Origin of the sequence: Nonomuraea coxensis DSM 45129 (assembly GCF_019397265.1) — a bacterium.
Lineage (GTDB): Bacteria > Actinomycetota > Actinomycetes > Streptosporangiales > Streptosporangiaceae > Nonomuraea > Nonomuraea coxensis.
Genome location: NZ_CP068985.1, coordinates 3,728,158 through 3,744,447 on the forward strand (window position 1 = coordinate 3,728,158; position 16,290 = coordinate 3,744,447).

Annotated in this window: 17 protein-coding genes; 10 read left to right on the plus strand and 7 right to left on the minus strand. The window is 70.7% G+C overall.

Annotated elements, in window-relative coordinates; all coding sequences use genetic code 11:
* Nucleotides 1-5: 5 nt before the first annotated feature.
* The 5 genes from Nocox_RS17430 to Nocox_RS17450 all read right to left on the minus strand — a co-directional run bounded on the left by Nocox_RS17430 (nt 6) and on the right by Nocox_RS17450 (nt 6,126).
* A complete protein-coding gene (locus Nocox_RS17430; protein ID WP_020547001.1) occupies nt 6-911 on the minus strand; it encodes an ABC transporter permease in 906 nt (301 codons plus the stop codon).
* A complete protein-coding gene (locus tag Nocox_RS17435; protein WP_020547002.1) occupies nt 908-1,915 on the minus strand; it encodes an ABC transporter permease in 1,008 nt (335 codons plus the stop codon). Before Nocox_RS17435 ends, Nocox_RS17430 begins: the two co-directional genes overlap by 4 nt.
* A gap of 3 nt (nt 1,916-1,918) precedes the next feature.
* Nucleotides 1,919-3,751, minus strand: a complete 1,833-nt coding sequence (locus Nocox_RS17440) for an ABC transporter substrate-binding protein (protein ID WP_033411147.1) — start codon at nt 3,749-3,751, stop codon at nt 1,919-1,921.
* 145 nt (nt 3,752-3,896) lie between these two features.
* A complete protein-coding gene (locus tag Nocox_RS17445) occupies nt 3,897-4,865 on the minus strand; it encodes a zinc-binding alcohol dehydrogenase family protein (protein ID WP_026215129.1) in 969 nt (322 codons plus the stop codon).
* A 67-nt stretch (nt 4,866-4,932) separates the two neighbouring features.
* On the minus strand, nt 4,933-6,126 hold the full coding sequence (locus Nocox_RS17450; RefSeq protein WP_020547005.1) for a M20 metallopeptidase family protein: 1,194 nt from the start codon (nt 6,124-6,126) through the stop codon (nt 4,933-4,935).
* A 59-nt stretch (nt 6,127-6,185) separates the two neighbouring features.
* On the opposite strand from Nocox_RS17450, the gene Nocox_RS17455 reads away from it, so the two are divergent.
* The 7 genes from Nocox_RS17455 to Nocox_RS17485 all read left to right on the plus strand — a co-directional run bounded on the left by Nocox_RS17455 (nt 6,186) and on the right by Nocox_RS17485 (nt 12,950).
* The gene (locus Nocox_RS17455; RefSeq protein ID WP_020547006.1) at nt 6,186-6,965 is read left to right on the plus strand and encodes an HAD-IIA family hydrolase; all 780 of its coding nucleotides are present in this window, start codon (nt 6,186-6,188) and stop codon (nt 6,963-6,965) included.
* Nucleotides 6,966-7,008: 43 nt separating this feature from the next.
* Entirely contained in the window at nt 7,009-7,635 is a 627-nt protein-coding gene (locus Nocox_RS17460) for a hypothetical protein (RefSeq protein WP_157383442.1), read from the plus strand.
* 93 nt (nt 7,636-7,728) lie between these two features.
* On the plus strand, nt 7,729-8,463 hold the full coding sequence (locus Nocox_RS17465; RefSeq protein WP_219495631.1) for a coiled-coil domain-containing protein: 735 nt from the start codon (nt 7,729-7,731) through the stop codon (nt 8,461-8,463).
* 187 nt (nt 8,464-8,650) lie between these two features.
* Nucleotides 8,651-9,052 carry a hypothetical protein gene (locus Nocox_RS17470; protein ID WP_026213727.1) on the plus strand — a complete coding sequence of 134 codons (402 nt, stop codon included), beginning with the start codon at nt 8,651-8,653 and terminating at the stop codon, nt 9,050-9,052.
* A 134-nt stretch (nt 9,053-9,186) separates the two neighbouring features.
* Nucleotides 9,187-10,113 (plus strand): acyl-ACP desaturase, encoded by a 927-nt coding sequence (locus Nocox_RS17475; protein ID WP_246649807.1) that lies wholly within the window; start codon nt 9,187-9,189, stop codon nt 10,111-10,113.
* Nucleotides 10,114-10,210: 97 nt separating this feature from the next.
* Entirely contained in the window at nt 10,211-12,190 is a 1,980-nt protein-coding gene (locus Nocox_RS17480) for an ABC1 kinase family protein (RefSeq protein WP_020540124.1), read from the plus strand.
* A gap of 118 nt (nt 12,191-12,308) precedes the next feature.
* Entirely contained in the window at nt 12,309-12,950 is a 642-nt protein-coding gene (locus Nocox_RS17485; RefSeq protein ID WP_020540123.1) for an NADPH-dependent FMN reductase, read from the plus strand.
* Between the two features lie 47 nt (nt 12,951-12,997).
* On the opposite strand, the gene arfB is transcribed toward Nocox_RS17485, so the two are convergent.
* On the minus strand, nt 12,998-13,405 hold the full coding sequence (arfB, locus tag Nocox_RS17490) for an alternative ribosome rescue aminoacyl-tRNA hydrolase ArfB (protein ID WP_020540122.1): 408 nt from the start codon (nt 13,403-13,405) through the stop codon (nt 12,998-13,000).
* Nucleotides 13,406-13,554: 149 nt separating this feature from the next.
* Here arfB and Nocox_RS17495 point away from each other — a divergent pair, with 149 nt between their 5' ends.
* Nucleotides 13,555-14,328 carry a hypothetical protein gene (locus tag Nocox_RS17495; protein ID WP_020540121.1) on the plus strand — a complete coding sequence of 258 codons (774 nt, stop codon included), beginning with the start codon at nt 13,555-13,557 and terminating at the stop codon, nt 14,326-14,328.
* A gap of 120 nt (nt 14,329-14,448) precedes the next feature.
* Here the strand turns inward: Nocox_RS17495 and Nocox_RS17500 are convergent, their stop codons facing one another.
* Nucleotides 14,449-14,721 carry a helix-turn-helix domain-containing protein gene (locus Nocox_RS17500; protein WP_020540120.1) on the minus strand — a complete coding sequence of 91 codons (273 nt, stop codon included), beginning with the start codon at nt 14,719-14,721 and terminating at the stop codon, nt 14,449-14,451.
* A 157-nt stretch (nt 14,722-14,878) separates the two neighbouring features.
* Between Nocox_RS17500 and Nocox_RS17505 the strand changes: the two genes are divergently transcribed.
* Nucleotides 14,879-15,691, plus strand: a complete 813-nt coding sequence (locus tag Nocox_RS17505; protein WP_020540119.1) for an alpha/beta hydrolase — start codon at nt 14,879-14,881, stop codon at nt 15,689-15,691.
* Nucleotides 15,688-16,281: an HAD family hydrolase gene (locus tag Nocox_RS17510; RefSeq protein ID WP_020540118.1), complete on the plus strand. Its 594-nt coding sequence runs from the start codon at nt 15,688-15,690 to the stop codon at nt 16,279-16,281. The genes Nocox_RS17505 and Nocox_RS17510 overlap by 4 nt, the downstream gene beginning before the upstream one ends.
* The last annotated feature ends 9 nt before the right edge of the window (nt 16,282-16,290 follow it).

Sequence of the window (16,290 nt, forward strand, 5' to 3'; positions counted from 1 at the left end):
GCTCACTACTCCTCGCGCAGCCGGGGGTTGAAGATCTCGTCCATCGCGTCCACGACGAGCACGATGGCCAGCGTCAGCAGCAGGATCGCCAGCAGCGGCCCCAGCAGGTAGCCGAGCGCGTTCGGGGTGATGAGCGCGCCCGCCTGGAACACGGCCAGGTTGAGCATCACGCCCCAGTTGTCCGACTCGTACGGCAGCACGCCCAGGAAGAACAGGCCCACCTGCGAGTAGACCGCGCCGGTCACCGAGATGAGCATGTTCATCGCGATGTACGGCGCCATGCTCGGCAGCAGCTCCTTGCCGATGATGTGCGTCGTGGACAGCCCGAGCCCGCGCGCCGCCTCGATGAAGCCGCGCTCGCGCAGCGACAGCGTCTGCGAGCGCACCGCCCGCGCCACGCCGCCCCAGCCGAGCAGGCCGAGCACCAGGCCCATCTGCCACGGGCTGCCGAAGCGCCACACGGTGGCCAGCACCAGCAGCAGCGGCAGGCCGGGGATGGTGAGCTTCATGTCGGTCAGCCGCATGAGCACGGTGTCCCAGCGGCCCCGCTTGAAGCCCGAGAACAGGCCGATCGAGGTGCCGACGACGACCGTGATGACCGCGGTGATCGCGGCGGTCAGCAGCACGTACCGGGAGCCGGTGACGACCAGCGCGAGCACGTCGCGGCCCTGCGGGTCGGTGCCGAGCCAGTGCTCCCAGCTCGGCGGCCTGGTGATCGCCGTCGGGTCGTTGGGCAGCGGGTCGGGCAGCAGCATCGGCCCGAGGACCGCCATGACGACGAACCCGGCCAGGATGACCACGCCGACCAGGCGGCTCGGCTTGCGCCGCATCACCCGCCACACGCCCTGCCAGAAGTTGCGGCGCAGGGTCGAGGCGGCCGATCCGGTCTCGGGGATGAGCGTCGCGCTCACGAAACCTCCTCCCCGCTGCGCACCCGCGGGTCGATGACCGTGTAGAACAGGTCGGCGACGATGTTGGCGAGGATGGTGCCGACGGTGATGAGCAGGAACGCGCCGCCCATCAGAGCGTAGTCCCGGTCGTTGACGGCGCCGATGAGCAGCCAGCCGAGCCCGGGATAGTTGAAGATCTTCTCGATGAAGACCGCGCCGCCGAGCAGCAGGCCCAGCGACAGGGCCAGCATGGTGAACAGCGGCAGGATCGCGTTGCGCGCGATGTAGCGGAACACGATCGAGCGCTTCATCCCGCGCAGCTCGGCGGCCAGGATGAAGTCGTCGCCGAGCACGGTGACCACCGACGACTTCATCGCCAGGATCCAGCCGCCGTACGCGGACAGGGCGTAGGTGAGCACCGGCAGCAGGGCGTGCTCGACGAGCGAGCCGAGGTAGCCGGCGTTCCAGCCGGGCTCGTACAGGATGTCCACCGAGCCGTCCGCGGGCAGGACCCCGAGGAGCGTCGAGAAGATCATCACGACCAGCAGCGCCAGCACGTACTGCGGGACGCCGTGCAGCAGCGAGCCCGAGATGGACAGGGCGTCGCCGAGCTTGCCGCTGCGCTTGACGGCGGCGTACACGCCGAGGATGATCCCGACGAGGAAGCTCAGCAGGGTGCCGGCCAGCACCGGTAGAACGGTCCACTTGGCCGCGTCGGTCAGCACGTCGAGCACCGGGGTGCCCGGCCTGGTGACCGAGACGCCGAGGTCGAGCCGGAACAGCCCGGCCATGAAGTCGGTGTACTGCTGCCACAGGCTGCCGTCCGGCTGGAAGCCGTAGAGCACCTTGACGGCCTGCCGGGCGGCCTCAGGGGCCATGCCGCCCTCGATCAGCTTCTCGTAGCGGGCGGCCATCGGGTCGCCCGGGATGTTGTTGACGATGAAGAAGCTGATCGTCGCGACTACGAGGATCATGACGAACCCGCGGGCCAGGTGGCCCGCGAGTCGCCGTGCGATGAGCGTCATAGGCTACTGCTTCGCCTTGATCAGACCTTGCTGGATCCACACGCCCGAGGGCAGGACACCGGTGCCCATCCGCAGGATGGAGTCGTCGTGCGGCCAGCCGGTGAAGCGGCTGTTGTTGACGAACTGGGTGTTGACGTAGTCCCAGAGCTGGATGACCGGGAGGTCCTGGTTGGCGGCCTTGGCGAGCTGGGCCATGATCGGCTTGGCCGCCTCCTCGTCGGAGGAGTTCAGCTTGGCGGTCAGCTCACCGGGGTTGATCTTCTCGCCGCCGACCTCGATCTCCTCGGGGCCGCCCATCCAGTTGCCGTTCTTGCCGGGCGCCGAGTGCTGCACCTTGCCGGCCACGTTGGCCCAGCCGTTGGAGGCGCCGTAGAGGCGCTGGAAGATGTCGTACGGCGCGGGGCCGAGCGCCATCAGCCAGAAGCCGACGTCGTACTTGCCGGCGTTCAGCTCCTCCAGGTAGAGCGGGTAGTCGGCGGTCGTCACGACCTCGGCGTCCACGCCGGCCTTGACGAGCTGGCTCTTGATGTTCTCCTGCGCCGACAGCCAGTCGGAGAAGCCGGCGGGCGCGTGCATGGAGACCTTCCACGCCGAGCCGTCGGCCAGCGCCCACTTGCCGTCCTTCTTGACCAGGCCGGCCTTCTTGAACTCCTCCTCGGCCTTGGCCACGTCCACCTTGTACGGCTCCAGCGACGGCAGCGTGTCCGGGATCCAGGCCTGGGCGGCCTTCTGGTGGATCCCGCTCGTGGTGGCGGCGGCGGTGCCGCCCTCGGGCGAGGCGACCTGCGTGACCTGCTCGCGGTCGATGAGGTAGGCCAGGCCGCGGCGCACGTGCACGTTGTCGTACGGCTTCTTGGACTGGTTGAAGGCCATGCCCACCGCGACCGGCGAGTAGCCCTTGATGACCTCGTTGCCGTTGGCCTGCTTGATCCGGTTCATCACGTCGGTCGGCGCGGCGGTGAAGCCGGCGTGGTCGAGCTTGCCGGCGATGAGGTAGTTCCAGATCTGCTCGTTGCCGGTGTAGTTGAGGAACTTCACCTGCGCCGGAGCCACGTTCGCGGCGTTGAAGAAGTACTTGTTCTTGACCAGCAGCGCCTCGGACGGGTTCACCCGCTCCAGCACGAACGGGCCGGCGGAGACGTCCTTCGGCGGGGCGAAGGCGATGACCTTCTCGCCCAGGCCGGTGACCTCCTCGCGGGCCTTCTCGGCGTCGGCGCCCTCACCGCGGGCGGCCTTCAGCTTGTCCCAGAAGTCGGCCGGCAGCACGCTGTTCCACACGTGGGCGGGAAGTACGGTGGTGTCGAGGACGCCACGCGCGAACTTCGGGCTCGGGTTGGCCATGTCCTGCGTGACCTTGACGGTCTGCGGGTCCACGACGGTGACCTCGGCGGCCGCGCCCGCGGCGCCGGGCGTGATGGAGAAGGCCGTGCTGCCCTGCGTGTAGGCGATGCCGATGGACAGCTTCACGTCGTCGGCGGTGACGGGCTTGCCGTCGGACCACTTGGCGTTCGGCTGCAGCTTCAGCGTGATCGCGGAGTTGTCGGGGGCGATCTCCCAGCTGGCCGCGATGCCGGGGAGTGCCTGGTTGGGATCGGTGAGGTGGTTCTTGACCCAGCCGAGCTTCATGGAGCTGTAGCCCGGGAAGGAGTTGCCTTTGGGGTTGTACGGGTTGGCCGGGGCGGATGCCTCCAGGCCCGGCCGGTTGACGTCGATGGTGGTGAACAGGCCACCGCCACCGCCCGCCGCGTCGCCGGACTTGTTGGTCGAACCACCGCTGCACGCCGCTGTCGCGGCGGCAAGGCCCAGCAACGTCACTACCGCTGCCAGTCGCTTCATTTGCCGCTCCGGGGGATGTCTCAAGGGATTGACCGGACCCTACGGTCGCCTCCGGAAGGCGTCAATAATCTCCAGAGACTGTGAGGTTAATGTAACTTTCCTTCATGAGTGTACGCAGTGACGCTAAGCGCCATCAAGTAAAGCTTCAACCGACGACCAGCACCGCCGCGCCGTTGACCTGGTCGTTCGCCAGATCCGCCAGCGCCCGCCCGGCCGCCTCAAGGGGGTAGGGCACCGTCGAGACACGCGGCGGGTGCGCCAGCGCCAGCTCCAGATACGCCCGCCCGTCGGCCCGCGTGTTGGCCGTCACGCTGCGCACCGTCCGCTCCTGGAACAGGTGCCGCTCGTAGTTCAGCGGCGGGATGTCGGTCAGGTGGATCCCGGCGATCGCCAGGGTGCCGCCCCGGTCCAGCGCCTCCAGCGCCGGCGGCACCAGCTCGCCCACCGGCGCGAACAGGATGGCCGCGTCCAGCGGCTCCGGCGGCCGGTCGCCCGCCGAGGCCGCGCCCAGCTCCAGCGCCAGCCGGCGCGAGGCCGCCGACCTGGTCACCGCGTGCACGGTCGCGCCCCGCGCGATCGCCGCCTGCGCCGTCAGGTGCGCCGAGGCGCCGAAGCCGTAGATGCCGAGCCGGCCGCCCGGCGGCAGGTCGCAGCGGGCCAGCGCCCGGTAGCCGATGATCCCCGCGCACAGCAGCGGCGCCAGCCGCTCGGCGGGCACGTCGTCCGGCAGGTCGTAGACGTAGTCCTCGGGCGCCACCACGTACTCGGCGAAGCCGCCGTCGGCGTCCCAGCCCGTGTAGGTGGAGGAGGGACACAGGTTCTCCATGCCGCGCAGGCAGTAGCGGCACGTGCCGCAGGTGGAGCGGAGCCAGGCCACGCCCACCCGGCGCCCGCCGCCCCCCTCCACCCTGCCCACCACCTGGTGGCCCGGCGTGGTGCGCGGGCGGCGGGGCGGCAGGTCGCCCTCGGCCAGGTGCAGGTCGGTCCGGCACACGCCGCAGGCCTCCACCCGCACCAGCACCTCGCCGGGGCCCGGCTCGGGAACCTCACGCTCGACCAGCTCCAAGGGCCCGGACGCCATCGGCCCCGGCTCGCGCACCACCCACGCTCGCATCCCGCGTCACCTCCTCCTGCGGTGTTACCTCCTCAGGCGGCGTTCACTCGCGCTTTCACGCCGGGACTCAGGCGGCGTCGAGCCGCGCCGCCGCGAGGGTGGCGTAGAGCGCGGCCCCGTCGGGGAGCACCGCGTCGTCGAACCGCGCCTCGGGGGAGTGGTTGTAGGGGGCGGTGGCCGGGTCCATCCCCGGCGGGCACGCCCCCAGGAACACGAACGCCCCCGGCACCCGCTCCAGCACGTACGAGAAGTCCTCCGACCCCATCACCGGCTGCGGGGAGACGAAGTAGCGACCGGGACCGAACAGCTCGTCGGCCGTCCTGCCCACGAACCCGGCCTCGTCCCCGTCGTTGACCGTCACCGGGTAGCCCATCCCGAACGACGTCTCGGCCGTCATCCCGTGCGCCGCCGCGATGCCCTCGACCAGCTCCACCAGCCGCCGCTTGATGAGCGCCCGGTTCTCCTTGCTGAACGTGCGCACCGTCGCCTCGAAGCGGGCCTCGTCGGGGATGACGTTGTCGGCCGAGCCGCCGTGGAAGCTGCCCACCGTCACCACCACCGGGTCGAACACGTCGAACGTCCGCGTCACCATCGTCTGCAGCGCCGTCACCATCTCGCAGCCCGCCTGGATCGGGTCCAGCGCCCGGTGCGGGCTCGACCCGTGACCGCCGCGGCCCTTGACCGTCACGCAGAACACGTCCGCGGCCGCCATGATCGGCCCCGGCCGGGAGGCGAACAGCCCGTTCGGCAGCATCGACGACACCACGTGCATCCCGTACGCGGCCACCGGCCGCTCGCCCGCCGCGTCGAGCACGCCCTCCTCGATCATGTACTTGGCGCCCTCGTGGCCCTCCTCGCCCGGCTGGAACATGAAGATCACGTCGCCGGCCAGCTCCTCGCGCCGCGCGCTCAGCAGGTGCGCCGCGCCCGCCAGCATCGCCGTGTGCAGGTCGTGGCCGCAGGCGTGCATCTGGCCGGGCAGCCGGGAGACGAACGGCAGGTCGTTCCTCTCCGTCACCGGCAGCGCGTCCATGTCGCCCCGCAGCAGCACCGCGGGGCCCGGCCTGCCGCCGCGCAGCACGGCCGTCACCGAGCTGAGCGCCGTGCCGGTCCTGATCTCCAGCGGCAGCCCGTCCAGCGCCGCCAGCACCTTCTCCTGGGTGCGGGGGAGGTGGAGGCCGAGCTCCGGCGTGGTGTGCAGGGAGTGCCTGAGCTGTACGAGTTCGTCCCGCATGTCCCGTGCGGATTCCATGAACGACATGACGACATTGTTCACGTACCGGCACGGAAGTCGACAAGATGCGTCGGTACGATGGCCGGGTGACTCAGCGTAAGCGGATCGACTCCTGGCTCTCCGACATGGACGGCGTCCTCGTCCACGAGGGACGGCCGGTCCCCGGGGCCGCCGAATTCATCAAGCGGCTCAGCGAATCCGGCAAGAAGTTCCGGGTGCTCACCAACAACTCGATCTACACGCAGCGCGACCTGTCCGTACGCCTGGCCGGCGCCGGGCTGACCGTGCCCGCCGAGTCCATCTGGACCTCCGCCCTCGCCACCGCCCAGTTCCTCGACGACCAGCGGCCGGGCGGGTCGGCGTACGTCATCGGCGAGGCCGGGCTCACCACCGCCCTGCACGAGGTCGGCTACGTCCTCACCGACCTCGACCCCGACTACGTCGTGCTCGGCGAGACCCGCACCTACAGCTTCACCCAGATCACCCGCGCCATCCGGCTCGTCGAGAACGGCGCCCGCTTCATCGCCACCAACCCCGACCCCGTCGGGCCGTCCACCGAGGGCTCGCTCCCGGCCTGCGGCGCCGTCGCCGCCCTCATCACCAAGGCCACCGGCGTCGCCCCCTACTTCGTCGGCAAGCCCAACCCCCGCATGATGCGCAGCGCGCTCAACGACATCGAGGCCCACAGCGAGACCACCGCGATGATCGGCGACCGCATGGACACCGACATCGTCTCCGGCATGGAGGCCGGCCTCTACACGATCCTCGTCCTCACCGGCGTCATGCAGCGCGACCAGATCGACCGCTACCCCTACCGGCCCTCCCTCATCGTCGACTCGGTCGCCGACCTCATCGACCTCATCTGAACCTGACCGTTCCCGACAGGTACGCCTGGCAGGCTTGGGCGCCATGACCCGCGTACACCTGGAGATCGGTCGGAAGAAGGTGTTCGCCTGCTCGCTCGACTGGCCCGGCTGGGACCGCGCCGGCAAGAGCGAGGAGGCGGCCCTGAGCAGCCTGATGGACTACGAGACCCGCTACCGCGTCGTCGCCGAACGGGCCGGCGTCCCCTTCGCGCCGGGGGAGCCGGAGGTGGTGGCCCGGGTGACCGGCGACACCTCCACCGACTTCGGCGTCCCCGCGATCGTCCTCCCCGACCTGGACCTGGAGCCGCTGCCCGCCGCCGACGCCGGACGCCGCGTCGCGCTGATGCGCGCCGCCTGGGACCTGTTCGACGAGGTCGCCGGGGACGCCCCCGAGGAGCTGCGCAAGGGGCCGCGCGGCGGCGGGCGCGACCGCGACCGGATCGTGAGCCACGTGGAGGAGTCCGAACGCGCCTTCGCCCGCAAGATCGGGATCCGGCACAAGCCGTACAAGTCGGTCGCCGACCGCGACGCCCTCCGCCAGGAACTCGCGGCCACTCTCTCCCACCCCTGGCAGCCACCCCTCACCACCGCCTGGCCACCCCGCTACGCCCTGCGGCGCGTCGCCTGGCACGTCCTCGACCACCTCTGGGAGATCGAGGACCGAAGATGAGAATCTTCTCACCAAGCGTCGCGACCCGCCCACTCTGTGCAATCATCGCCTGGCATAAAGAGGGACCTGGCTAAACTGGAGGGGCTCGTGTACATGGAATTCGAGATCGACGGCCTGAAGCGCCGGGTGGGCGACATCGAGAAGTTCCTGAAAACGGGAGGCATCGTGACCGACCACACCAAGGAACTCGACCGACACCTCAAGCTCTTCGAACGCGTCGACACCCGCACCGAGAAGATGCAGAAGGACATCACGCATCTCCGTACGGACGTCACGACGATGCAGGGTGACATCACGCATCTCCGTACGGACGTCACGACGATGCAGGGTGACATCACGCATCTCCGTACGGACGTCACGACGATGCAGGGTGACATCACGCATCTCCGTACGGACGTCACGACGATGCAGGGCGACATCACGCACCTTCAGGCTGACGTCGCCCACCTCCAGGTCGATGTCACGACCATGCAGGGCGACATCACTGAGATCAAGGGTGAGGTGTCCGAGCTGCGGACCACCGTCACGCGGCTTGATACGAGGGTCACCGATCTGGACTCGAAGGTCACCGATCTGGACTCGAAGGTCACCGATCTGGACTCGAAGGTCACCGATCTGGACTCGAAGGTCACCGATCTGGACTCGAAGGTCACCGATCTGGACTCGAAGGTCACGAAGCTGGACTCGAAGGTCACTGACCTGGACTCCAAGGTCACGGATCTGGACTCGAAGGTCACGGATCTGGACTCCAAGGTCACGGATCTGGACTCGAAGGTCACGAAGCTGGACTCCAAGGTGGATCTGATCCTTGAGAAGCTGAGCGCCTGAGGGTGGGGGAGCCCTGGCCGGAGGAGGCCGGGGCTCCAGCATGTTCGGCAGTACGCCCCTGATGTGGGCAAAGCCGGTCTCGGGAAGCGGTCGCACTGGCTACGATCGTCGCAGAAAGCGATCAGCCGGACACGGAGACGCAGGGAGAAAGCGGGCTTGTGTGGATGTGCGGACGGAGATTCTCGACTTGAAGCTCCGCGTTGAGGATCTGGAGGCGGACCGCGACATGTCAGGTGGCCCGGCGGCGGCCCGGCAGGCGGAGCTGCTGCGCGAGATCAACGAACGGACCCGGCACCTCCAGAAGGAGATGGCCGCCCTGCGTGGCCGCATCGGCGAGGTCTGCCTGGAGATGGGTCAGGACCTCGCGGCTCTGCAGACCGAGGTCGAGGGCGTCCGCCGCGCGGTCGGCCCGCCGTCCGTCCGGATGTCCAGGGGCGGCGGGGGCGGTGAGGCTGAGCTGCGGATCGAGATGGCCGAGGGCTTCGCCGGGGTGCGGGCCGAGATGGCCCAGGAGTTCGAGTCCGTACGGTCGGAGATGGTCGACCTCAACATCAAGCTCGATCGGTTGCTGGCCCGCGAGAACGACTGACCTAATCGGACTGCAATGTGCATGACGGACAAAAAGTCGCACCGTGTCCTAGACGCCCACACTCTTTGACCGCCAGGTCCTTCAGGTAGCCTAACCTACGGTACCGTAACCTGAAGGAGAGATCATATATGGCGATGACTCAGACGGAGCTGCTGCACGAGCTCGAGCCCGTGGTCGCCGGTGAGCTGGACCGCCACGAGAAGATGGCCAAGGAGTGGTTCCCGCACGAGTACATCCCGTGGAGCGAAGGCCGCGACTTCGACGGCGTCTACGGGGGCGAGGCGTGGCAGGAGAGCGACTCCAAGATCCCCGAGGCGGCCCGCGTCTCCCTCATCGTCAACCTCCTGACCGAGGACAACCTGCCCAGCTACCACCACGAGATCGCCACCACGTTCGGCCGCGACGGCGCGTGGGGCACCTGGGTGCACCGCTGGACGGCCGAGGAGGACCGGCACGGCACCGCCATCCGCGACTACCTCACCGTGACCCGCGCGGTCGACCCCGTCGCGCTGGAGCGGGCCCGCATGCACCACATGGAGCAGGGCTTCACCACCGAATACGGCACCATGCTCCAGCAGCTCGCCTACGTCTCCTTCCAGGAGCTCGCGACCCGCATCGCGCACCGCAACACCGGCAGGGCCTCCGGCGACGAGGGCTGTGAGCGCCTGCTCGCCCGCATCGCCGCCGACGAGAACCTCCACATGCTCTTCTACCGCAACCTGCTCAAGGCGGCCTTCGAGCTCGACCCGGGCCAGACCATGCGCGCGGTGACCGACGTCGTCACGACGTTCCAGATGCCCGGCCAGGGCATGGAGGGCTTCACCCGCAAGGCCCTGATCATCGCCAACGAGGGCATCTACGACCTGCGCCTCCACCTCGACGACGTGCTCATGCCGGTGCTGCGGCAGTGGGCGGTGTTCGACAAGACCGGGCTCGGCCCCGAGGGCGAGGCGGCCCGCGACGAGCTGGCCGCGTTCCTGACCAGGGCCGAGGCGACGGCCGCCAGGTTCGTCGAGCGCCGTGAGGAGCGCCGCGCCCGCGCCGCCGCCCGCCTCGGCTGACGGCCCGGCCGCGGCGGTCCCGAGCCCGGCCACGGCGGTCCCGGGACGGTCCACCCGTGGTGAGGTGCGTGAACCGGACGTGCCATGATCCTGCGTCATGGACGTCCTGGCCCAGTTGCTCATCGCCCTGTTCGCGTTACTGACGATCGTCCTGCTCGCCATGGCGGCGCAGCGGCTGCTGGGCGTCAGGTTCGGCACGGTCCGCACGCTGGTGGCCGCGCTGGCCGCGTTCCTGCTGGCGCAGCCGGTGCTCGGGCCGCTGCTGACGGCGCTGGACATCCCGGCCGACGGGCAGCTGCCGGACGCGGGCGCGCTGGGCGTCCTGCTGCTCGCCACGATGGCCATGGTGCTCATCCCCATGGTGCTGCTGGTGCTGGCCGAGGCGCTGGTCCCGCCCGGCTCGCTGCCGGGGCCCGTGGAGCTGCTGCGCTCGCTGCGGGGACGGGTCTCGCGGGCCCGCCGCTACTCGCAGATCACCCGCATCGCGATCAAGCACGGCCTCGGCCCCTACCTGCGCGGCCGGGGCGAGCGGCTGGAGGACCGCACCGGCAAGGTGCGCCTGGCCAGGTCGCTGCGGGAGGCGCTGGACGAGGGCGGCGTGACGTTCGTCAAGCTCGGCCAGGTGCTGTCCACGCGGCGTGACCTGCTGCCCGCCGAGTTCGTCGAGGAGCTGGGGCGGCTGCAGGACCAGGTGGTCCCCGCGCCGTGGGCGCAGGTGGAGCCGGTGCTGGTGGCGGAGCTGGGCGCGCCGGTGGAGGAGGTCTTCGCCGCCTTCGACCGTACGCCGCTGGCCGCCGCCTCGATCGGGCAGGTCCACGCCGCCCGGCTGCCCGGCGGCGAGGACGTCGTCGTCAAGGTACGCAGGCCCGGCATCGGCGCCGTGGTGGCCCAGGACCTCGACATCGTCAGGAGGCTCGCGGCCACCCTGGAGTCCCGTACCCGATGGGGGCGGTCGCTGGGGCTGCGCGACCTCGCGGAGGGGTTCGCGGCGGCCATCCGCGAGGAGCTGGACTTCCGCGTGGAGGCCGCGAACATGGCCGCCGTCAGCGCGCCGCCGCAGCCCGGCGGCGCGGAGGGCGGCCCGCGCGTCCGGTACCCGGCGCCGATGGCCGCGCTCTGCACCGAGCAGGTGCTGGTCATGCGGCGGCTGTCCGGGCGGCCGGTCACCGAGGCCGCGCCCGAGGACGGCCCGCGCCTGGCCCGCGACCTGCTCGACTGCCTGCTCCGTCAGATCCTCGTGGACGGGGTCTTCCACGCCGACCCGCACCCTGGCAACCTCATGCTGCTCGACGACGGCGCCCTGGGCCTGCTCGACTTCGGCTCGGTCGGCCGTCTGGACGCCGCGGTCCGCTCCGCCCTGCAACGCTTCCTGCTCGCCATGGACCGGCAGGACCCGCTCGGCGTCACCGACGCCCTGCTGGAGGTGGTGCCCCGCCCCGAGGACATCGACGAGGCCGCGCTGGAACGCGCGCTCGGCCAGTTCATGGCCCGCCACCTGGGGCCCGGCATGGACAGCGTCCAGATGTTCACCGACCTGTTCAGGATCGTCGCGGCGTACGGGCTGTCGGTGCCGCCGGAGGTGGCGGCCGTCTTCCGGGCGCTGGCCACGCTGGAGGGCACGCTGGTGCGGCTGTCGCCCGGCTTCGACCTCATCGGCGAGGCCCGCGCGTTCGCCGGCCGCCACATCGCCGAGCGGGCCGAGCCGGCCGCGGTGAGGGAGACGCTCACGCAGGAGCTGGCCGCGCTGCTGCCGATGCTGCGCCGCCTCCCGCGCCGGGTCGAGCGCATCGCCAGCGCCGCCGAGCACGGCCGGCTGGCGTTCAATGTGCGGCTGCTGGCTGACGAGCGCGACCGCCGCTACGTGACCGGGCTGCTGCACCAGGTGCTGCTGACGGTGCTCGGCGCCACGGCGGGCGTCATGGGGGTCATGCTGCTCGGCACCGACGGGGGGCCGCAGATCATCCCGGGGGCGTCGCTGTTCCACCTCATCGGCTACAACCTGCTGATGATCTCGGCGATCCTCACGCTGCGGGTGCTCGCGCCGATCTTCCGGCGGCATCCGGGAACCGAGGAATAACTTCCGCACCAGGGGTAGAGCCGGGGCGCGGAAACCACTCTTGACCGGGGCATGGTCTTGGACATCCCACGCATCGGGCAGGTTTCCCGGTAACACCGGAACCCCTTGGGAGCAGAGGGTGAAAATCATCGGAATCGCCGCCGGCCTGCACACCGGATCGTTCGTCAACAGGTTGCTGGGGGCGGCGGGCGGTGAGCTGCCCGAGGGTGTCGACTTCGAGGTGTGGTCCGGGTTGGGGGAGATGCCGCCGTACGAGCCGGGGCCGGTGCCCGCACCCGTGCGGGAGCTCACCCGGATGATCCTGGCGGCGGACGCGGTGGTCGTGACGGCGCCCGAGCACAGCCTGCTGCCGGACGAGCTGATCGACACCCTCGACTGGCTGTCGGCGCGCGGGGTGCTGGCGGGCAGGCTGGTCGCGGTGATGAGCGCGAGCGCGCGGGCGTGCGGGGCGATGTGGGCGCAGGCGGAGCTGTTCAAGAGGCTGCAGAGCGCGGGGGCGGTGGTGACGGGCGCCGAGCTGGTGATCCTGCCCGGCTGCCGGCACTTCGACGAGGACGGCCGCCTGGCCGACCCCGTTCTGCGCCAGCAGGTACGTGACGTGATCGGTGGTCTGTGCCCGGCCGAGCTGATGGAGCGGTCCCGCCTGAACGAGGTCATGGAGCCGGCCCTCGACCTGCGCGGTGAGCCCGCCCTCGACCTGCGCGGGGTGGCGCTGGGGGCGCTGGACGCGGAGGCGCGCGAGCCGGTCCTCTCCCGCTGAGCCCCGCTCGGCCCCCGGGCTGGATCCCTCTCCCGGTGAGCGCCGGTTCAGGGGCTGCGGCGCAGCCGTTTGACGTCGGAGCGCTGCTTCTTGGCGGCGATGCGCCGCTCGACCGAGCCCCGGCTGGGCTTGGTGGGCCGCCGCCGCTTCGGCGGCGGGGCGATGGCCTCGCGCAGCCGCTGGGCCAGCCGTTGCGTGGCGGCCTCCCGGTTCCTGAGCTGCGAACGGTACTCGGAGGCGGCGATCGTGACGGTGGCCGACCCCAGCCGGTCGAGCGCCCGCTGCTTGAGCGCGGGTGGCAGCGCGGTGCTCGCCGCCACGTCGAAGGTCAGCTCCACCCGGCTGTCGGTGGTGTTGACGCCCTGGCCACCCGGCCCCGACGAACGCGAGAAGCGCCAGACGAGCTCGGCGTCGGGGATGACGACGGCGTCGTTGACGACCAGCGGGCCGGGCATGAGCGGAACTCCTGTCGGGAGGGGAGCGTACGTCCTTGAGAACGAGTGTCACCGTATCCGGATGACATATGCGGATCGCAACGGCATTTTCAATCTTCGTCCCCGCTGCGACTATGAAACCAACAGCGCGGAGGAGGGGCGGTATTTCCATGCAGCCTGTCGCCCAGGCGGGCCTCACGGTGGTGCTGGCCGTCGCGTCCGCCGTCGCGTTCCTGCTGCTGCGGTGCCAGGGCAAGGGGCGGCCGTTCGGGCCCGCGGGCCGGCGGCTGGCGGTCGCGATCACCCTGCTGACCGGGATGCTGTCGGCGGGGGTGGCGCTGATCGGCGACTTGCTGCTGGACGACTTCCTGGCCACGGCGCTGGCCGCCGCCGGGCCGAGCGGGCTGTGGCTGAGCCAGATGCGCGGCAAGGACGACGAGCGGCGGTCGCTGGCGCGCGAGGCGGCGACGTTCTGGCTGGCGTCGCTGCTGGCCAAGCTGGACCAGGCGATGGCCGAGGACCAGTGGAGGTGGTGCGAGCGGCGGGTGGACGACTCCTGGAACCTCTACGAGCTCAGCCTGGCCGCCCACCGCTACCACGAGCGGATCACGGAACGTCTCACGCCCGAGGAACGCCGCCGCGAACGCGTGCACGCGCGCCTGGACGCCATCGAGCGGCGGCTGGACGTGGCCGCGCTGATCGAGGACGGGGCGGTGCGCTCGAAGGTGGTCACCGCGCTCAACGGCTCCCGGCACACCCGGACGGCCCGCTACGAGCGCTATGTCTCCGACCTGCGCAGGCTGCACGGGGTGCTCAAGCACGACGCGGAGAGCGAGCTGCTGCGCCTGCTGGCCGCCGCCTACCGGGGTGGGTACCGGTCGCTGCCGGTGTTCGCGCCGCCGTCGCGCGTCCGCGGGTCGGAGACGGCCCGGCCGGCGCTGTGACCCGGCGCCGAAGGCGGCCCGGCGTGCGGTGGTCCGGCGTGCGGTGGTCCGGGGCGGGGTTGTCCGGCGTGCGGGGTCACCCGGCGTGCCGGGTGACCCGGGTGGTGTGGTCGGCTGGTGTCACGTGTCGGGGAAGGCGTCGGCCGCGCCCTCGGCGTCGCCCAGCGTGAACTCCAGGCGCGCCCCCAGCGCGTCGGTCACGGCCCCGAGGGTGCGGAGCGTGAGGTTCTCGTCGCCGGACAGGATCTGGCTCACCCGTCCCGCGGACACGCCCATCGCCGCCGCGAGGTCCGCTCGGGAGATCTTGTGCTCGCGCATGTACCACGTGATCTCGTCGACGACCTGCTGGGCGAAGGCGCCCACCTCGTCGCGGCTGCTGTGGCGTGGGGCCATGCCGGCCTCGCTCTCGGGACACCTATGTCGTCAGATGCCTCCACTTTAGCTCTACCTAAACCTTTAGGCAAGGCTAAACCCGCACGCCGCTTGACGGCGGCCCGCAAGGGGCGTAAGCCAGCATCTCGCGAGGAACGCGGGCAAGAGGGAGGCAAGGGTGGCGGTCATCGTCGGCGTGCACGGCATCGGCAAGTACGACTACTTCCAGGAGGCGGGCTCGGCCGCCGGAGCGGCGGAGGCCATGCGGCTCAAATGGAACCGCTACCTGCACGCGGCCCTCGGCGGCAAGGGGGCGGGACACTACTTCAGCGAGATCGCGTACTTCTCCCACCTGCTCCACGACGGCGGGGCGCGAGCGCGCTCCCTGTCCGCCATGGACGCCTCCGCCCAGCAGGTCCTGGTGGAATGGGCGCGCAACCGAGGGCTGGGCGAGCAGCTCACGGGCGCGCTCAAGTCGTTCACCGGATGGCTGCTCACCAGGCTCGACACCCGGTCGGCCGCGTTCGCCGAGCTCTTCGCGCCCGAGGTGGCGGCCTACCTCACCGACGCGGCCAAGCGCGAGCGGTGCCGCCTGGCCGTGGCCGAGGCGGTCCGCCGCAACCGTCCCAAAGTGGTCATCGCGCACTCGCTCGGGAGCGTCGTCGCGTACGAGGCCCTCTGGGCCGACCCCGGCCTGCGGATCGAGCTGCTGATCACCCTCGGCAGCCCGCTCGGCATGCGCAACGTCGTCTTCGAACGCCTGCTGCCCGCCCCCATCAACGGCCGCGGCGAGCGGCCGCCCGGCGTCGCCCGCTGGGTGAACATCGCCGACAAGGACGACATCGCCGCCATCCCGCCCGGCCTGGGCGGCTGCTTCACCGGCGTGGACGTCGAGGAACTGGTCAACCTCGACTGGATCGACTTCCACACGGCCGAGAAATACCTGGGCTGCCCCGCGCTCGACCCGCATCTGCGACCATTCCTCGCATGACCTGGATCGTGTTCGACTACGGCGGCGTGCTGTCGCTGCCCCAGCCCGAGTCCGACGCGCTGGAGATGGCCCGCGCGATGGGCGCCGAGCCCGAGGCGTTCCTGACCGGCTACTGGCGGCACCGGCTGGACTTCGACCGGGCCGGCCTGACCCCGCACGCCTACTGGGCGGCCGTGCTCGGCCGGTCCGTCACCCACAGTGAGGTCGCCCGCCTGGTCGCCATGGACCTCGCCGGCTGGGCCCACCCCGACGAGGGCACCGTCGCGCTGCTCGGCGAGCTGCTGGCCGACGGCCGCGACGTGGCGCTGCTGTCCAACGCGCCCGTCTGCCTCAGCGACGGCCTGGACGAGCTGCCGTGGATCGCCGCCATCGGACGCCGGTTCTACAGCGGCAGGATGGGCCTGGTGAAACCGGACAGGAAGATCTACGACGAGGTGGCCCGCGAGCTCGACGCCGACCCGGCGGACGTCGTCTTCATCGACGACCGCCCCGAGAACGTCGAGGGCGCCGAACGCGCGGGCATGACCGGCCTGCTCTTCACCGGCTCCGCCGATCTCCGCGCCGGCCTGCGGGGCGTCCTGGCCGCCTGAGGACGACCG